This is a genomic window from Modestobacter caceresii (genome assembly GCF_000761485.1).
In the GTDB taxonomy this organism is placed as follows: domain Bacteria; phylum Actinomycetota; class Actinomycetes; order Mycobacteriales; family Geodermatophilaceae; genus Modestobacter; species Modestobacter caceresii.
In genome coordinates, this window is record NZ_JPMX01000004.1 from 1 (window position 1) to 13,384 (window position 13,384).

Below are 13,384 nucleotides of genomic sequence, written 5' to 3' on the forward strand. Positions count from 1 at the left end.
GGGCGGCGGCCTCGCGCAGCCCCGGCTCGGCGGCCCGGCTGTCCAGCGTGGCCAGCCGGACGGGGCCCTCCGGCGCCGGCAGCACCGCGTCGACGGCGGCCAGCAGCTCGTCGGCGGTCGCCCCGGAGCGTGCGCCGATGCCCACCACGATCACGCCGTCACCCCGGGACGGTCGGGGAGCGCGGCGATCAGCGCGTCGGCGTCCCGGGGGAGGGCGCCGTCGGGCAGCAGCCCGAGGGCCTGCAGCCGGGCGCCGACGCTGAGCGCCCACGGGCGGTCCAGCCGGGCGCGGGCCAGCAGCGCGTCATCGCCCAGGACGACGTCCGGGGCGCCCTGCACCACCCCGCCGTCCACCACCACGGCGACCTCGTCGGCCCAGCGCAGCGCCAGGTCGACGTCGTGGGTGCTCATCACGATCGTCGAGTCGGCCTCCTGCAGCCGGGCCAGGGCGGCCAGCGCCTCGCCGACCGCGGTCGGGTCGAGCCCGGCGGTCGGCTCGTCGAGCATCAGCACGCAGGGCCGCATGGCGACCGCACCGGCGATGGCGACCCGCTTCCGTTCGCCGTAGGAGAGCTGGTGCGTCGGGCGGCCGGCCAGGTGCGCCACGGCGAGCAGCTCCAGCGCCTCGGCGACCCGCGCCCGCACCTCGTCCTCGGGCAGGCCCAGGTTCACCGGCCCGAAGGAGACGTCCTGGGCGACCGAGGCGCTGAACAGCTGGTCGTCGGGGTCCTGCAGCACCAGCTGCACCGCCTGCCGGTGGGCGCGCAGGCCCGCGCGGGTGGCGTGCAGCTCGGCGCCGTCCAGGGTGATGCGGCCGCGCACCGGCGCCAGTGCCCCGGACAGGCAGCGCAGCAGCGTCGTCTTGCCCGATCCGTTCGCGCCCAGCAGCGCGAGCCGGCGGCCGGGCGGCACTGTCAGCGAGGCACCGTCCAGCACCCGGGCGCCCCGCTCGTACCCGGCGACCAGGCCCTCGGCCGCCAGCGTCAGGTGGCTCATGCCAGCACGCTCACGGTGACCAGGGCGGCCAGCCCGACGACGGTGCTCGCGACGAACCGGGGGGAGGAGGGCAGCACCTCCGGCAGCACCCGCAGCCCGGTCTCCATGCCGCGCCCGGCCAGCCCGTCGGACAGCCGGCGGGCCCGGTCCCAGGAGCGGGTCAGCACCGCGGCGGCCAGCATCCCCGAGGAGCGGTAGGAGTTCCGGATGCCCGCGTGCCCCATCCGGGCGGCCTGCGCCTCGCGGATGGTGGACAGGCTGGTGAGCAGCACGAACAGCATCCGGTAGGTCACCGAGGCCACCTCGACCACGGCGTCGGGCACCCGCATCCGGTGCAGCGCAGGCAACAGGTCCGACATAGGCGTCGTCGTCGCCAGCAGCAGCACCGCCGCGCTGCCGGCCACCGCGTGCCCGACCAGCCCGCCTGCCCGAGCGGCGGCGTCCGGAGCCCAGCCGAGGCCGCCGTCCCCGACCTGGACCACCGCCGTGACCGCCCCGATCAGGATGAACGCCAGCGGCAGCCGCACCGCGCGGCCGAACGTGCGCGCCGGCACCCGGGCCGGGCCCAGCGCCAGGACGACGGCGGCCAGCCCGACCAGCAGGCTCCCCGGCCAGGCCGGCAGCACCAGCGCGGCGAGCACCAGTCCTCCGCTGAGCAGCAGCTTGTCGGCGGGGGAGCGCAGCCGCCAGGCACTGGCCCAGGCGGCGTCGTCGATCGCCAGCCCGGTCACGGCGCCGCGGGGGGCGTGGCTGCCTCCTCCGCCGTCCGGCGCTGTCGCTCCGCCGTCCGGCGCTGTCGCTTCGCCGTCTGGCGCTGTCGCTCCGCCGTCCGGCGGCCCTTCAGCCGGCCGAGAACGTAGCCCAGCACGCCGCCGCCCAGCGCCGCCTGCATGGCGAACAGGCCGGACTCGATCTCCGAGGAGCCCGGGGAGAAGACCGACTCGAACCACGGCTCGTAGCCGGCGTCGGAGTCCTCGATCAGCTCGGTGGCCTGGCTGTCCGTGCCGGCGTACTCGCTGCCGCCGTCGAGCAGCAGCGGGGTGGCGAACAGGGCGATCACGGCCAGCACCAGCAGTGCGGTGACCAGGTGCCGCCTCATCGCTCACCCCCCGGGGTGGGCTCGGGCACCGGGGCCTGATCGGGCTCCGGGGTGCGGCGGAGGACGCCGAGGCGCTCCAGCTCGGGGCGGGCGTTGACCACCAGCACCCGGAACAGCAGGACGCCGAGCAGGCCCTCGCCGATCGCCAGCGGCACCTGGGTGAACGCGAAGACGGACAGGAACTTCGCCGCCGCCCCGGCGAAGCCGCTGGCTGCGTCGGGGTGCGCCCAGGCCAGCTGCAGCGCCGTCGTCACGTAGGTGGCCAGGTCGGCCACGGCCATCGCGGCGAAGACCCCGGGGAGGAGTCCACCCCCGCTGCGCCGGACCAGCCGGTAGACGGCGTAGCCGGCCCAGGGACCGACCACCGCCATCGAGAACGCGTTGGCGCCCAGGGTGGTCAGCCCGCCGTGCGCGAGCAGCAGTGCCTGGAACAGCAGCACCACCGTGCCGAGCAGGGCCATCACCGGTGGTCGGAACAGGACGGCGCCCAGCCCGGTGCCGGTCGGATGGCTGGAGCTGCCGGTGATCGAGGGCAGCTTGATCGCGCTGAGCACGAACGTGAACGCCCCGGCAGCGCCGAGCAGCAGGGTCGACTCCGGGTTCTCGCGCACCTCCTTGACCACGGCGCGTGCACCGTGGACGACGAACGGGGCGGCGGCGATCGTCCAGCCGATGGCGTGCGCGGGTGGCAGGAACCCCTCAGCGATGTGCATGCCCGACCTCCTGGGGGACCCGCGCGGCAGCGGCGACGAAGCGGGTGGCCATCCCGGGGGAGCCGGCCCAGTTCAGGTGCAGGTAGGAGGCGTGCACGTTGCCGGTCACGAAGCCCTCCGGCCCGTCGGCGTTCCACTGCCAGGCGGGGGTCGCCCCGGCGGCCGGACCGGCGGTGGTGCGGTGGAACTCGTGCCCGCGCACCCGGGTGCCGGCCGGGGCCAGCACGCTGTCGGTGAGCGCCACCGCAGCGCGGTAGCCCAGCGTGAGCTTGGGGTGCATCGCCGTCGTCGTGGGCAGCACGCCGCACATCGGCTCGCCGTCCAGCTCCTGGGAGAGGTACAGCAGCCCGGCGCACTCCGCGGCGATCGGGCCGCCGCGGGCGGCGAGGTCGGCGATCGCCGTCCGCAGGCCGACGTTGGCGCTGAGCGCGCTGGCGTGCACCTCGGGGAAGCCGCCGCCGACGACCAGCGCCCGGGTGCCCTCGGGGAGTGCGTCGTCCCGCAGCGGGTCGACGGTCACGACCTCGGCGCCGGCCGCGGTGAGCAGCTCGGCGGTCTCGGCGTAGCCGAAGGTGAACGCCGGGCCGCCGGCCACCGCGACGACCGGGCGGCCCTCGACCGGGGTCACCTCGGCGGCCGGGTCCCAGGGCTCGCCGGTGAGGTCCGGCGCGGTGCGGGCCAGCCGCAGGACGGCGTCCAGGTCGATGCTCGACTCCACCACCGCGCCCAGCGCGCGCCCGGTGCGCACCGCCTCCGCCGACCGCTCGGCGGCCGGCACCAGGCCCAGGTGCCGGGACGGCGTCTGCAGCTCCGCGATCCGGCGGACCGCACCGAGCACCGGCACCCCGGCCGTGCCCAGCGCCTCGCGCAGGATCGCCTCGTGCCGGTCGCTGCCGACCCGGTTGAGGACGACGCCGCCGATCCGCACCGTCGGGTCGAAGGTGGCGAACCCGTGCACCAGCGCGGCCACGCTGCGGGCCTGCGACGCCGCGTCCACGACCAGCACCACCGGCGCCTGCAGGTGCGCGGCGACCTGGGCGGTGGAGCCGTAGCCGGGCTCGACGCTGGCGTGCGCGGCGCCGTCGAACAGCCCCATCACGCCCTCGACCACCGCGACGTCGGCGCCCCGCGAGCCGTGCAGGAACAGCGGGGTGATCCGGTCGTCGCCGACCAGCCACTTGTCCAGGTTGCGGCCCGGGCGGCCGGCGGCGAGACCGTGGTAGCCCGGGTCGATGTAGTCGGGGCCGACCTTGTGCGGGCTCACGGTGAGCCCGCGGGCGGTCAGCGCGGCGATCAGGCCGGTGGTGATCGACGTCTTCCCGGCGTTGGACGACGGCGCGGCCACCACGATCCGCGGCACCCTCATCGCCCGACCCCGCATTCCACCAGAATGGCCATTTTGGTGGCCGAGCAGGAACGCGCCGGTTCCTCAGGAACCACCAAAATGGCCATTTTGGTGGCCGGGTGGGTCACCACTCGATCCCCCGTTGGCCCTTCTGGCCGGCGTCCATCGGGTGTTTGACCTTGGTCATCTCCACGACCAGGTCAGCGGCCTCGATCAGCGCCGGCGGGGCGTTGCGCCCGGTGATGACGACGTGCTGGCTGCCCGGCCGGTTCGTCAGCGTCTCGACGACGTCCTCGATGTCGACCCAGCCCCACTTCAGCGGGTAGGTGAACTCGTCGAGCACGTAGAACCGGTGCGCCTCGGCGGCCAGGTCGCGCTTGATCTGCGCCCAGCCCTCGGCGGCGTCACCGGCGTGGTCGGTCTCGTCGCCGTGCTTGCGCGACCACGACCAGCCCGAGCCCATCTTGTGCCAGACCACCGGGCCGCCCTCGCCGGTGGTCTCGTGCACCCGGCCCAGTGCGGTCAGCGCGTTCTCCTCGCCGACCTTCCACTTGGCGCTCTTGACGAACTGGTAGACCGCGATCGACCAGCCCTGGTTCCACGCCCGCATCGCCATCCCGAAGGCAGCGGTGGACTTGCCCTTCATCTCGCCCGTGTGCACCGCGAGCAGCGGTCGGTTGCGGCGCTGCCGAGTGGTCAGCCCGTCGACCGGGACCGCGGTCACCTGTCCCTGGGGCACTGGTCCTCCTCGCTGGCGCTCGTCGGCCGACTGCCTGGCACTGTGCTCATCGGTGAGCTCGCGAGCTCGCTCACTAGGCCGCCTCTCGCACCGTGCGGACCAGCGACTCCGCGCCGAGTTCCTCGAGCCGCATCGTCTGCGCGCCCAGCGCCGTGCCCAGCGACGCGGCCAGGCCCAGCCGCACCGGCCCGGACTCGCAGTCGACGACGACGCTCGCCGTCCCGGCCGCGGCGAGCAGGCCGGCGGCCCGGCGGGCGTCGGAGAGGTGGTCGCCGCCGCGCGGCCCGGTCGCCCGGCCGTCGGTCACGACGACGAGCAGCGGGCGGCGCTGCGGGTCGCGGACCCGCTCCAGCCGCAGCGTCTCGTGCGCCCGGAGCAGCCCGGCGGCGAGCGGGGTGCGCCCGCCGGTGGGCAGGCTGGTCAGCCGGGCGGCGGCGGCCTCCACCGACCAGGTGGGCGGCAGGGTCAGCTCGGCGTCCGCGCCGCGGAAGGTGATCAGCCCGACCTTGTCCCGGCGCTGGTAGGCGTCCATCAGCAGCGAGAGGACGGCGCCCTTCACCGCGGCCATCCGGGAGCGGGCGCCCATCGAGCCGCTGGCGTCGACCACGAAGAGGACGAGGTTGCCCTCGCGGCCCTCCAGCGTGGCCTGGCGCAGGTCCTCGTGCTGCAGGCGCAGCCCGGCGCCGCTGCGGCCGCGGGCCCGCTGGTGCGGTGCGGCAGCGAGCACGGTGTCGACCAGGTGCAGCTTGGTGACGCTGCCCTCGGGACGCCGGGAGCCGACCACCCGCCCGCGCTCGCTGCGCGCCTTCGACCGCCGGCCCGACGCGCCCGCACCCATGCCGGGCACCTCCAGCCGCTGCACCAGGAACGCGGCGTCCGGGGCGACGGCGGCCTTCTCCGGTGCGGGCGCGGCGTCGGTGTGCCCACCGCCCTCACCCCGCGGCGCCGTCGTCGGTGGCTGCTCGTCCGGGGCCCCGCCGTCCTGCGGAGCCGGCGCCGACTCACCCTCAGCACCACCAAAATGGCCATTCTGGTGGTCGGGGGAGGTGTCGCCCGGGGGAGGGGTGCCGCCGCCGTCGGGGGGAGAGTCCGGGCCGTCGGTGGGGTCGGTGCCCTCGGGCGGGGTGGGGTCGTCGTCCGGGTCGTCGTCGGGGCGGGAGTCGGCGAGGGCCTGGTCCAGGGTGTCGTCGTCGAGGCCGGGGGCGTCGAAGGGGTTGCGCCGGCGGCGGTGCGGGAGGGCGAGCCGGGCGGCGACCCGGACGTCGTCCTCGGTGACGTCGGTGCGGCCGCACCAGGCGGCGTGCGCGATCGCGGCGCGGGCTGTGACCAGGTCGGCGCGCAGGCCGTCGACGTCGAAGGCGGCGCAGACGCTGGTGACCTGGCGGAGGGCGGCGTCGCTCAGCACCACGCTGGGCAGCAGCGCGCGGGCCGCGGCGATCTGGTCCGCCAGCTCACGCTCGGAGACGGCCCAGGCGGCGGCGAAGGCTGCCGGGTCGGCGTCGTAGCCGAACCGGCGGCGGACCACCTCGGCGCGCAGGTCGGCGTCCCGGGGGGCGGCGACCTCGACGGTGAGCCCGAACCGGTCCAGCAGCTGGGGGCGGAGCTCGCCCTCCTCCGGGTTCATGGTGCCGACCAGCAGGAAGCGGGCGGCGTGCCGCACCGAGACGCCCTCGCGCTCGACGTAGGCCCGGCCCAGGGCGGCGGCGTCCAGCAGCAGGTCGACCAGGTGGTCGTGCAGCAGGTTGACCTCGTCGACGTACAGGACGCCGCGGTGCGCACCGGCCAGCAGCCCGGGCTCGAAGGACTTCACGCCCTCGGTGAGCGCCCGCTCCAGGTCCAGCGAGCCGACCAGCCGGTCCTCCGAGGCGCCGACCGGCAGCTCGACGAGGCGGGCCGGGCGGGTGACGGGGCGGTCGTCGGCGGAGTGCGGGCCGTCCGGGCACTCCGGGTCGGGGGCGGCGGGGTCGCAGGCGAAGCGGCAGCCGGCGACGACGTCGACCGGGGGCAGGACGGCGGCCAGGGCGCGGACCGTCGTCGACTTCGCGGTGCCCTTCTCGCCGCGCACCAGCACTCCACCCACGGCGGGGGAGACGGCGTTGAGCAGCAGCGCCAGTCGCATGTCGTCCATGCCGACGACGGCGCCGAAGGGATAGGTCATCAGCAGACCACAGGTCCTCTCCCCGGGTGTCCACGCCCGGAGGTGGCAGGAAGCGACGGCGGGAGTTCCTGACTCCCCGGTCGGGACCGGGTCACAGTGGCGGGACCGCGCCGGAGTTCCACCGGGCTTCCTCCACTGCCGTCGCAGTTGGAGCGTCATTCGACCACGGCGACCCGGGGTGGGGACAGTGGCGTCGTCTCTTGACGAGGTGGAAAGTGATGCGGCACTCTTTCCGGCATGGAAAGAGACGGGACCGACCGGGACGACGCCACCGCCCAGCTGGCCGCCCTACAGGCCGACCGTGCGGCGCTGGCCGACCGGGTGGTGCAGCCGTGGTGGTACGACGTGGCACTCGGGTTGCTGCTGTTCGGCTTCCTGTCGTCCTACGTCTTCGACTCGCTCTGGGTGACGTTCCCGGCGCTGGTCCTCTTCCTCGCCGGCCTGGGTGTGCTGGTCCGGACCTACAAGCGGATGACCGGGGTGTGGGTGACCATCGACGGCCGCAGCATGCTGCTGTGGGCCGGCATCTGCCTGGTGGTCCTCGTGCCGGCGTTCGTGCTCGCCGACGGCTACGACCAGCACTGGGCGATGGTCGTGGCCGGCGCGGTGCTCGGTGTCGCGGTCGCCGTGCTCAGCCGCTGGTGGGGACGCGCGTGGGCCGCCGAGCTCCGGGGCGAGCGGTGACCGGCAACGCTGCAGATCTGGACGGCGGTCAGCCGCCGGCCGACCCGGCCGCGGCCGCCGCCCAGCTGGCCGCGCTCGATGCAGACCAGACGGCGCTCGCCGATCGCATCGTCCAGCCGTGGTGGTACGACGTCGCCCTGGGGCTGCTCCTCTTCGGGTTCTTCAGCAGCTACTCGTCCCACAGCATCTGGGTGATCGCCGGAGCACTGGTGCTCTTCCTCGCCGGGACCGCCGGCCTGGTGGCGGCGTACCGGCGGATCACCGGGGTCTGGTGGGACGCCCGGACAGTCGGGCCGGTGCAGGAGCGCGTCCGGCGGGCCGTCCGCCAGTGGGCGGTCGGCTACTTCCTGTTGTTCGCCCTGGGCGGCGCAGCCGAGTTCCTGCTCGACCTGCGTGGCGCGATGGTCGTGGTGGGCTCGGTGCTCGGGGCGTCGGCGGGGCTGCTCAGCCGGTGGGTGACCCGGATCTACGTCGCAGGGCTGCGGGCCGGGCGGTGACCGCCGTCGAGCCGCGGTTCGACGCCGTCGTCCACGCGCCGCCCCGGCTGCAGATCTGCGGGCTGCTGGCCGCCGTCGACACGATGGAGTTCGCCGCCGTCCGGGACGCGGTGTCGGTGAGCGACTCGGTGCTCTCCAAGCACGTCAGACAGCTGGAGGAGGCGGGCTACGTGCAGGTGCGCAAGGCGACGATCGCCTCGCGCCAGCGCACCAGCCTGGCGCTCACCAAGGCGGGGCGGGCGGCGTTCGACGCCCACGTCGCCGAGCTCCGCCGGATCGTCGAAGGTCCCCGTCCCACTCCTCCCTCGCCAGCTCGGGCAGAGCCTCTGGACGAGGCCACAGGAGGCTGAGGGAGAGTTCCCGCGTGGCGCGGGGGCGATGGCGGCGGGTGCTCGACTGGGCCGCGGTCCTCGTCGTCGGGATCGGCGCGACCCTGGCGCTCGACGTCCTCGCCGTGCCCTCGGCCGCGTTGTTCGGCGGCCTGGTGGCCGGGCTGGGGCGGGCGCTGCTCGGCACCACGCCGTCGGTGCTCCCGCGGCCGGCCGGCACCGGAGCGCAGGCGGTCATCGGCGTCTCGATCGGTGCGCTGATCCAGGCCGACACGCTGCGCACGGTCGCCGAGCACTGGCTGCCGGTGCTGCTGATCACCGTCGCCACGCTCGCCGTCAGCCTGGTCGCCGGGCAGCTGATGCGGCTGCAGCCCGGGATCAGCCCGGTCACCGGTGCGTTCGCGATGATCGCCGGCGGCGCATCCGGCATCACCGCGATGGCCCGGGACCTGGGCGCGGACGCGCAGGTGGTCGCCGTCCTGCAGTACCTCCGGGTGCTGTTGATCGTGACCGCCATGCCGGTCGTGGCCACCACGGTCTACGGCGCCTCGGGCGGTGCGGCGGCGACGACGGCCGACGAGGGCCCCGGCTGGCCCGCCGGGCTGCTGTTCACCGTGGTCTGCGTGGTCGTCGGGGTGCTGCTCGGCCGGGTGAGCCGGCTGCCGGTGGGTGCGCTGCTGGGGCCGATGGCGGTGGCCGCCGTCCTGGACGTGACCGGGCTGTCGCAGGGGGCCACCGTGCCGCCGCTGGTGGAGGCGGCCGGCTTCCTGGCGATCGGACTGCAGGTGGGGCTGGGGTTCACCCGGGCGAGCCTGCGGCTGGTCGGCCGGGCGCTGCCCCTGGCCGTCGTGCTCATCGTCGGCGCGGTCGTCGCCTGTGCCGGGTTGGGGGTGCTGCTGTCCCGCACCGCCGGGGTGAGCGCGCTCGACGGGTACCTGGCGACCACGCCGGGCGGGCTCTACGCGGTGCTCGCCACGGCCACCGGCAGCGGCGCCGACGCGACCTTCGTGCTCGCGGTCCAGGTGCTGCGGCTGTTCGTGATGCTCTTCTCCGCACCGCTGCTCGCCCGCTGGCTGGGTCGGGGACGGCAACCGGGGTAGCAGCCGCCCGGCGACGATCCGCGGTCGCCATGTGTCAGGCGGCGCAGACGTGGCATGTCCTGGTGCATGGCAGCTGAGGAACCCCGATCCGATCTCGATGACCGGACCGCCCCCGCCTGGCTGGTGCGCACCGCCGCCGTGGGCGGGCGGCTGCTCGTGCTCGCCGTCCTGGTCTGGCTGCTCGCCGGGCTGGCCGTGAAGCTCACCCTGGTGCTCGTCGCCGTGCTGACCGCGCTGCTGCTCGCCGGGGTGGCCGCACCTGCGGTGCAGTGGGCCAGCAGGCGAGGCGTGCCGCGGTGGGTCTCCGCGGGTGCGGCCGTGCTGCTGCTCCTGGTGGTGCTGGTCGGCGCGCTGCTCGGCCTGAGCGCCCGGATCGCCTCGCAGCTGCCCCAGCTCCGCGACGCCCTGGACCGGGTCTCCACCCAGCTCTCGGAACGCTTCGGCATGTCGATGCCCTCGATCGGTGACCTGGGCGGCGGCGGCGGGCAGGGCGGGGCCGGCATCGGCGCGCTGGTCGGGCCGGCGCAGACGCTCCTCGAGGCCCTCCTCGGCGTCTTCCTCGCCCTGGCACTGGCGTTCCTGTTCCTGACCAGCGGCCCGGGCATGTGGCAGTGGCTGCTCGGCAAGTTCGGCGGCCGGGTCCGGGAGGACGTCGACGCGGGCGGCCGGGCCGCATGGGGCACGGTGGGCGCCTACGTGCGCGGGCTGACCATCGTGGCCCTGTTCGACGCGGTCGGCATCGGGCTCGGTCTGCTGCTGCTCGGCATCCCGCTGGCGCTCACCCTGGCCGCGCTGCAGTTCGTCGCCTCCTACATCCCCACGATCGGTGCCTTCGTCGCCGGGGCGGTGGCCGTCCTGGTCGCCTACGGCGCCGAGGGCCTCGGCACCGCCGCGCTCGTGCTGGGCCTGGTCGTGGTCGTCCAGCAGCTCGGCAACGACGTCGTCGAGCCCTACGTGATGAAGAGCCGGCTGCCGATCAACGCGGCCATGGTCCTGATCGCGGTGACGGCCGGTGGACTGCTGTGGGGACTGGCGGGCGCGCTGCTGTTCGTGCCCCTGCTCGCCGCGGCGTCGGCGGCCGGTCACGAGGTCTGGGCGCGGCACGGATCACGCCCGATCGCCGGGGGTTGACCGCCGCAGATGCGGGACGAGCCGCTCGTCGGTGCCTACCCTGGTCGGGGCCGCCACCCGGCGAGGCACTGGCACCGAGCGAGGAGGACCGCGCTGTCCGAGAACGACACGGCCGCGACCGGCACGGCCGCCACCGGCACCCCCGAGGACGAGGGCGCCGTGCTGCTGTTCGTCGGTGGCCCGCTCGACGGCCGGGTCGAGGTCCGCGAGGCCAGGCACGGCGATCCGCTGCCGACGATCACCCACACCCACCTGCACGGCGGGCCGAAGGTGGTGCACCGGTACGACCTGCGGTCGCTGACCGACTCCGCGGGGGTCTACCACCTGCGGTCCCGCACCCAGCCGGACGACGACGCCGGCTGACGGGTCCCTCGGTCAGCCGCGCAGCCGGCGCACCTCGACGGCGACCTGGTCGAACTGGGCCCGGCCCAGCGCCGCGCCCTCGCGCCGGACGTCGCTGGGGTCGATCCGCAGGACCCGGTCGATCCGCGCCTCGCTGGGCCGGCCCTGCCGATCCCACGCGCCGCTGCCCACGTCGACCCAGTGCCGGCCGTGCCGGGCCTCGTCGGCGGCGTCCCGGTCGTGGTCCTTGCTGGTCAGCATGAGGCCCAGCAGCGCGTCGCCGTCGCGACCGACGACCAGCACCGGCCGGTCCTTGCCGCGGCCGTCGCCCTCGTCGAAGGGCACCCAGGTCCAGACGACCTCGCCCGGATCGGGACGGCCGTCGGCCCGCGGCGCGTAGTCCAGCTCCAGCGGTCCGGTGTAGTCGGTCGCCAGGTGCACGCGCCGGGGCGGCCCCGCCGGGGGGAGCGGTGCCCGGGCGGGGCGCTCGGCACCCGGTGTGGCCCACTCGGGGCGAGCCGGGGAGTGGTCGTCGGGACGCCTGCGCGTGCGGTCGCTCCGCCGGAGGCTCCGCGCGCCCTCCTGGACGACCACGCCCACCAGTCGCTCGAGTGCTCTCCGCCAGTTGCTGCCCGCCACCCTCGGCACGGTAGGCGATGGCTCCCGCGACGCGCCGGGCGAGGACACGCCGGAGCCGGCCGGCGGTTCAGCCGCGCGCACCGCCGTGCAGAAGACACGCGTGTGACTTCTGTGACAGATGGTGCCCAGAATGCTGCGAAGTGGTCACGACAACGGTTCGCTCACGGGCTGCCGGGTCACACTCCTGACGGCGACACGATCCGGTCGCCATGGGGGAAGAGGGTCGCGAGATGGCCATGGTCGAGCCGGTGCACCCGGCGGAGATGCTCGTGCCACCGGCGGTGCGCGCGAGCGCCCTCGCCGCCTGGCAGCTGGTCGAGGACGCCCGTTACCGGACGCCGGACCGACAGCGCCGCAACGAGCGGCGGCGCCTGCTGGCCCAGCGCGCCGTGGCCGACCGCAAGGCCGAGCGGGAACACCGCACCGACTGACGGACGGCCCTGTGCTCCCCGTTCCGCGGGCTCAGCAGGGGGCCGCGGTCAGGTGAGGCAGAACTCGTTGCCCTCCGGGTCGGCGATCGTCACCCAGCGGTGGGGACCCTGGTGGCCCTCGTGCAGTACGGTGCCCCCGCGCGCGGTCAGCCGCGCCACCTCGGCGTCCACGGCCTCCGCGCCCACCCGCACGTCGAGGTGGACCCGGTTCTTCACCGTCTTCGGCTCGGGGACCAGCTGGAACAGCACCCGCGGCGCCCCGCCCGTGGGGTGGTTGATCGCCGCGCCGGCCGTCCAGACGAGCTGGCCGTCGTACCGCATGGTGTCGGCCTCGGTCGCGTGGCCGGCGTCGACCATGCGGCGGATGAAGGCCTCGTCGGTGGGTTCTCGCTCCCAGCCCAGCGCATCGGCCCACCAGTCGGCGAGCGGGTGGGGTGCGACCGAGTCGACGGTGACCTGGAAGGTGTGTGCCATGCCGGGCATGCTGCACCCGGCCACCGACAGGACCTAGAGCTCCTGGGCGAGGTCCGCGCGGATCGTCGCGTCGTCGGGCAGCGGGGTCTCCAGCGCGCAGTGGTCCTTGAGCACCTGGCCGAACGGCGTCATCGTCGAGCGGTCGACCTGGGCCGAGGGGTCCCACAGCCGCGAGCGCATCAGGGCCTTGCCGCACTGGAAGTAGGCCCGCTCCACCTGCACGACCAGCACGGAGCGGGGCTCGCGGCCGAACTCGGTGAAGTCGATGCCCAGGTCGCCGGCGCCGGCGAGAGACGTCGTCCCGTAGACCTTCAGCGTCTCCTCGCAGCCGGGCACGAAGAACAGCAGCGCCGCCCGCGGGTTGGCGACCAGGTTTCGCAGGCCGTCGACCCGGTTGTTGCCCTGCCGGTCGGGCAGTGCCAGGCGGTGCTCGTCGAGCACGTGCACGAAGCCCGGCTCACCGCCGCGCGGGGAGACGTCCGGCCACCCCTCGGCGTCGGCGGTCGCCAGCGTGGCGAACGGCGACCGGCTGATGAAGGCGCGGCAGTGCTCGTCGACCCGGTCGATGACCTTGTCGAGCACCAGCTGGGACGGGGCCCGGTAGCCGGCCAGCACCTCGAGGTCGGCAGCGGTGGTGTCGGGGGCGGCAGTCACGGCTCCGACGGTAACGGCCGGGCCTCCGGAGGTGGTCGGTAACCTGCCGCCTC

General features: G+C 75.1%; 18 protein-coding genes and 1 riboswitch. Of the genes, 7 read left to right on the top strand and 11 right to left on the bottom strand.

The window, feature by feature from the left end:
- From IN07_RS01340 to IN07_RS01375, 8 genes are all read right to left on the bottom strand, one after another.
- Window positions 1-154 (bottom strand): cobalamin biosynthesis protein (locus IN07_RS01340; protein WP_036332843.1); only part of this gene is annotated, 154 nt, incomplete at its 3' end.
- Window positions 151-996, bottom strand: coding sequence for an energy-coupling factor ABC transporter ATP-binding protein (locus tag IN07_RS01345; protein WP_036332845.1), 846 nt, complete (start codon window positions 994-996; stop codon window positions 151-153). The genes IN07_RS01340 and IN07_RS01345, both read right to left, overlap by 4 nt.
- Complete coding sequence (gene cbiQ / locus IN07_RS01350; protein ID WP_052090494.1) at window positions 993-1,727, bottom strand: cobalt ECF transporter T component CbiQ; 735 nt, start codon at window positions 1,725-1,727, stop codon at window positions 993-995. The genes IN07_RS01345 and cbiQ overlap by 4 nt, the downstream gene beginning before the upstream one ends.
- Window positions 1,724-2,095, bottom strand: coding sequence for an energy-coupling factor ABC transporter substrate-binding protein (locus IN07_RS01355; protein WP_052090497.1), 372 nt, complete (start codon window positions 2,093-2,095; stop codon window positions 1,724-1,726). Before IN07_RS01355 ends, cbiQ begins: the two co-directional genes overlap by 4 nt.
- Window positions 2,092-2,808 carry an energy-coupling factor ABC transporter permease gene (locus tag IN07_RS01360; RefSeq protein WP_052090498.1) on the bottom strand — a complete coding sequence of 239 codons (717 nt, stop codon included), beginning with the start codon at window positions 2,806-2,808 and terminating at the stop codon, window positions 2,092-2,094. Before IN07_RS01360 ends, IN07_RS01355 begins: the two co-directional genes overlap by 4 nt.
- Window positions 2,795-4,174: a cobyrinate a,c-diamide synthase gene (locus tag IN07_RS01365; protein ID WP_156118995.1), complete on the bottom strand. Its 1,380-nt coding sequence runs from the start codon at window positions 4,172-4,174 to the stop codon at window positions 2,795-2,797. Before IN07_RS01365 ends, IN07_RS01360 begins: the two co-directional genes overlap by 14 nt.
- Window positions 4,175-4,277: 103 nt before the next feature.
- Window positions 4,278-4,892, bottom strand: coding sequence for a cob(I)yrinic acid a,c-diamide adenosyltransferase (gene cobO / locus IN07_RS01370; RefSeq protein WP_036332849.1), 615 nt, complete (start codon window positions 4,890-4,892; stop codon window positions 4,278-4,280).
- Window positions 4,893-4,965: 73 nt separating this feature from the next.
- Complete coding sequence (locus tag IN07_RS01375) at window positions 4,966-7,050, bottom strand: putative cobaltochelatase (protein ID WP_036332850.1); 2,085 nt, start codon at window positions 7,048-7,050, stop codon at window positions 4,966-4,968.
- A gap of 11 nt (window positions 7,051-7,061) precedes the next feature.
- A riboswitch (adenosylcobalamin (AdoCbl) riboswitch) is annotated at window positions 7,062-7,208 on the bottom strand.
- A gap of 79 nt (window positions 7,209-7,287) precedes the next feature.
- On the opposite strand from IN07_RS01375, the gene IN07_RS01380 reads away from it, so the two are divergent.
- The 6 genes from IN07_RS01380 to IN07_RS26135 all read left to right on the top strand — a co-directional run bounded on the left by IN07_RS01380 (window position 7,288) and on the right by IN07_RS26135 (window position 11,154).
- Window positions 7,288-7,734, top strand: a complete 447-nt coding sequence (locus IN07_RS01380) for a hypothetical protein (protein WP_036332852.1) — start codon at window positions 7,288-7,290, stop codon at window positions 7,732-7,734.
- Window positions 7,731-8,231: a hypothetical protein gene (locus tag IN07_RS01385; RefSeq protein WP_036332854.1), complete on the top strand. Its 501-nt coding sequence runs from the start codon at window positions 7,731-7,733 to the stop codon at window positions 8,229-8,231. Before IN07_RS01380 ends, IN07_RS01385 begins: the two co-directional genes overlap by 4 nt.
- Window positions 8,228-8,581 (top strand): transcriptional regulator, encoded by a 354-nt coding sequence (locus IN07_RS01390; RefSeq protein WP_081975098.1) that lies wholly within the window; start codon window positions 8,228-8,230, stop codon window positions 8,579-8,581. Before IN07_RS01385 ends, IN07_RS01390 begins: the two co-directional genes overlap by 4 nt.
- 14 nt (window positions 8,582-8,595) lie before the next feature.
- Entirely contained in the window at window positions 8,596-9,660 is a 1,065-nt protein-coding gene (locus tag IN07_RS01395) for an AbrB family transcriptional regulator (RefSeq protein ID WP_052090501.1), read from the top strand.
- A 66-nt stretch (window positions 9,661-9,726) separates the two neighbouring features.
- Complete coding sequence (locus IN07_RS01400) at window positions 9,727-10,791, top strand: AI-2E family transporter (protein WP_197058304.1); 1,065 nt, start codon at window positions 9,727-9,729, stop codon at window positions 10,789-10,791.
- 9 nt (window positions 10,792-10,800) lie between these two features.
- Window positions 10,801-11,154 (top strand): hypothetical protein, encoded by a 354-nt coding sequence (locus IN07_RS26135; protein ID WP_231557930.1) that lies wholly within the window; start codon window positions 10,801-10,803, stop codon window positions 11,152-11,154.
- A gap of 12 nt (window positions 11,155-11,166) precedes the next feature.
- Here IN07_RS26135 and IN07_RS23690 read toward each other — a convergent pair whose 3' ends face one another.
- Window positions 11,167-11,772, bottom strand: a complete 606-nt coding sequence (locus IN07_RS23690) for a type II toxin-antitoxin system PemK/MazF family toxin (RefSeq protein WP_052090504.1) — start codon at window positions 11,770-11,772, stop codon at window positions 11,167-11,169.
- A 209-nt stretch (window positions 11,773-11,981) separates the two neighbouring features.
- Between IN07_RS23690 and IN07_RS23695 the strand changes: the two genes are divergently transcribed.
- Window positions 11,982-12,203, top strand: a complete 222-nt coding sequence (locus IN07_RS23695) for a hypothetical protein (protein ID WP_156118996.1) — start codon at window positions 11,982-11,984, stop codon at window positions 12,201-12,203.
- Window positions 12,204-12,251: 48 nt separating this feature from the next.
- On the opposite strand, the gene IN07_RS01420 is transcribed toward IN07_RS23695, so the two are convergent.
- A complete protein-coding gene (locus IN07_RS01420; protein WP_036332904.1) occupies window positions 12,252-12,677 on the bottom strand; it encodes a VOC family protein in 426 nt (141 codons plus the stop codon).
- A 33-nt stretch (window positions 12,678-12,710) separates the two neighbouring features.
- Window positions 12,711-13,331 carry an MSMEG_1061 family FMN-dependent PPOX-type flavoprotein gene (locus IN07_RS01425; RefSeq protein WP_036332859.1) on the bottom strand — a complete coding sequence of 207 codons (621 nt, stop codon included), beginning with the start codon at window positions 13,329-13,331 and terminating at the stop codon, window positions 12,711-12,713.
- Between the last annotated feature and the right edge of the window lie 53 nt (window positions 13,332-13,384).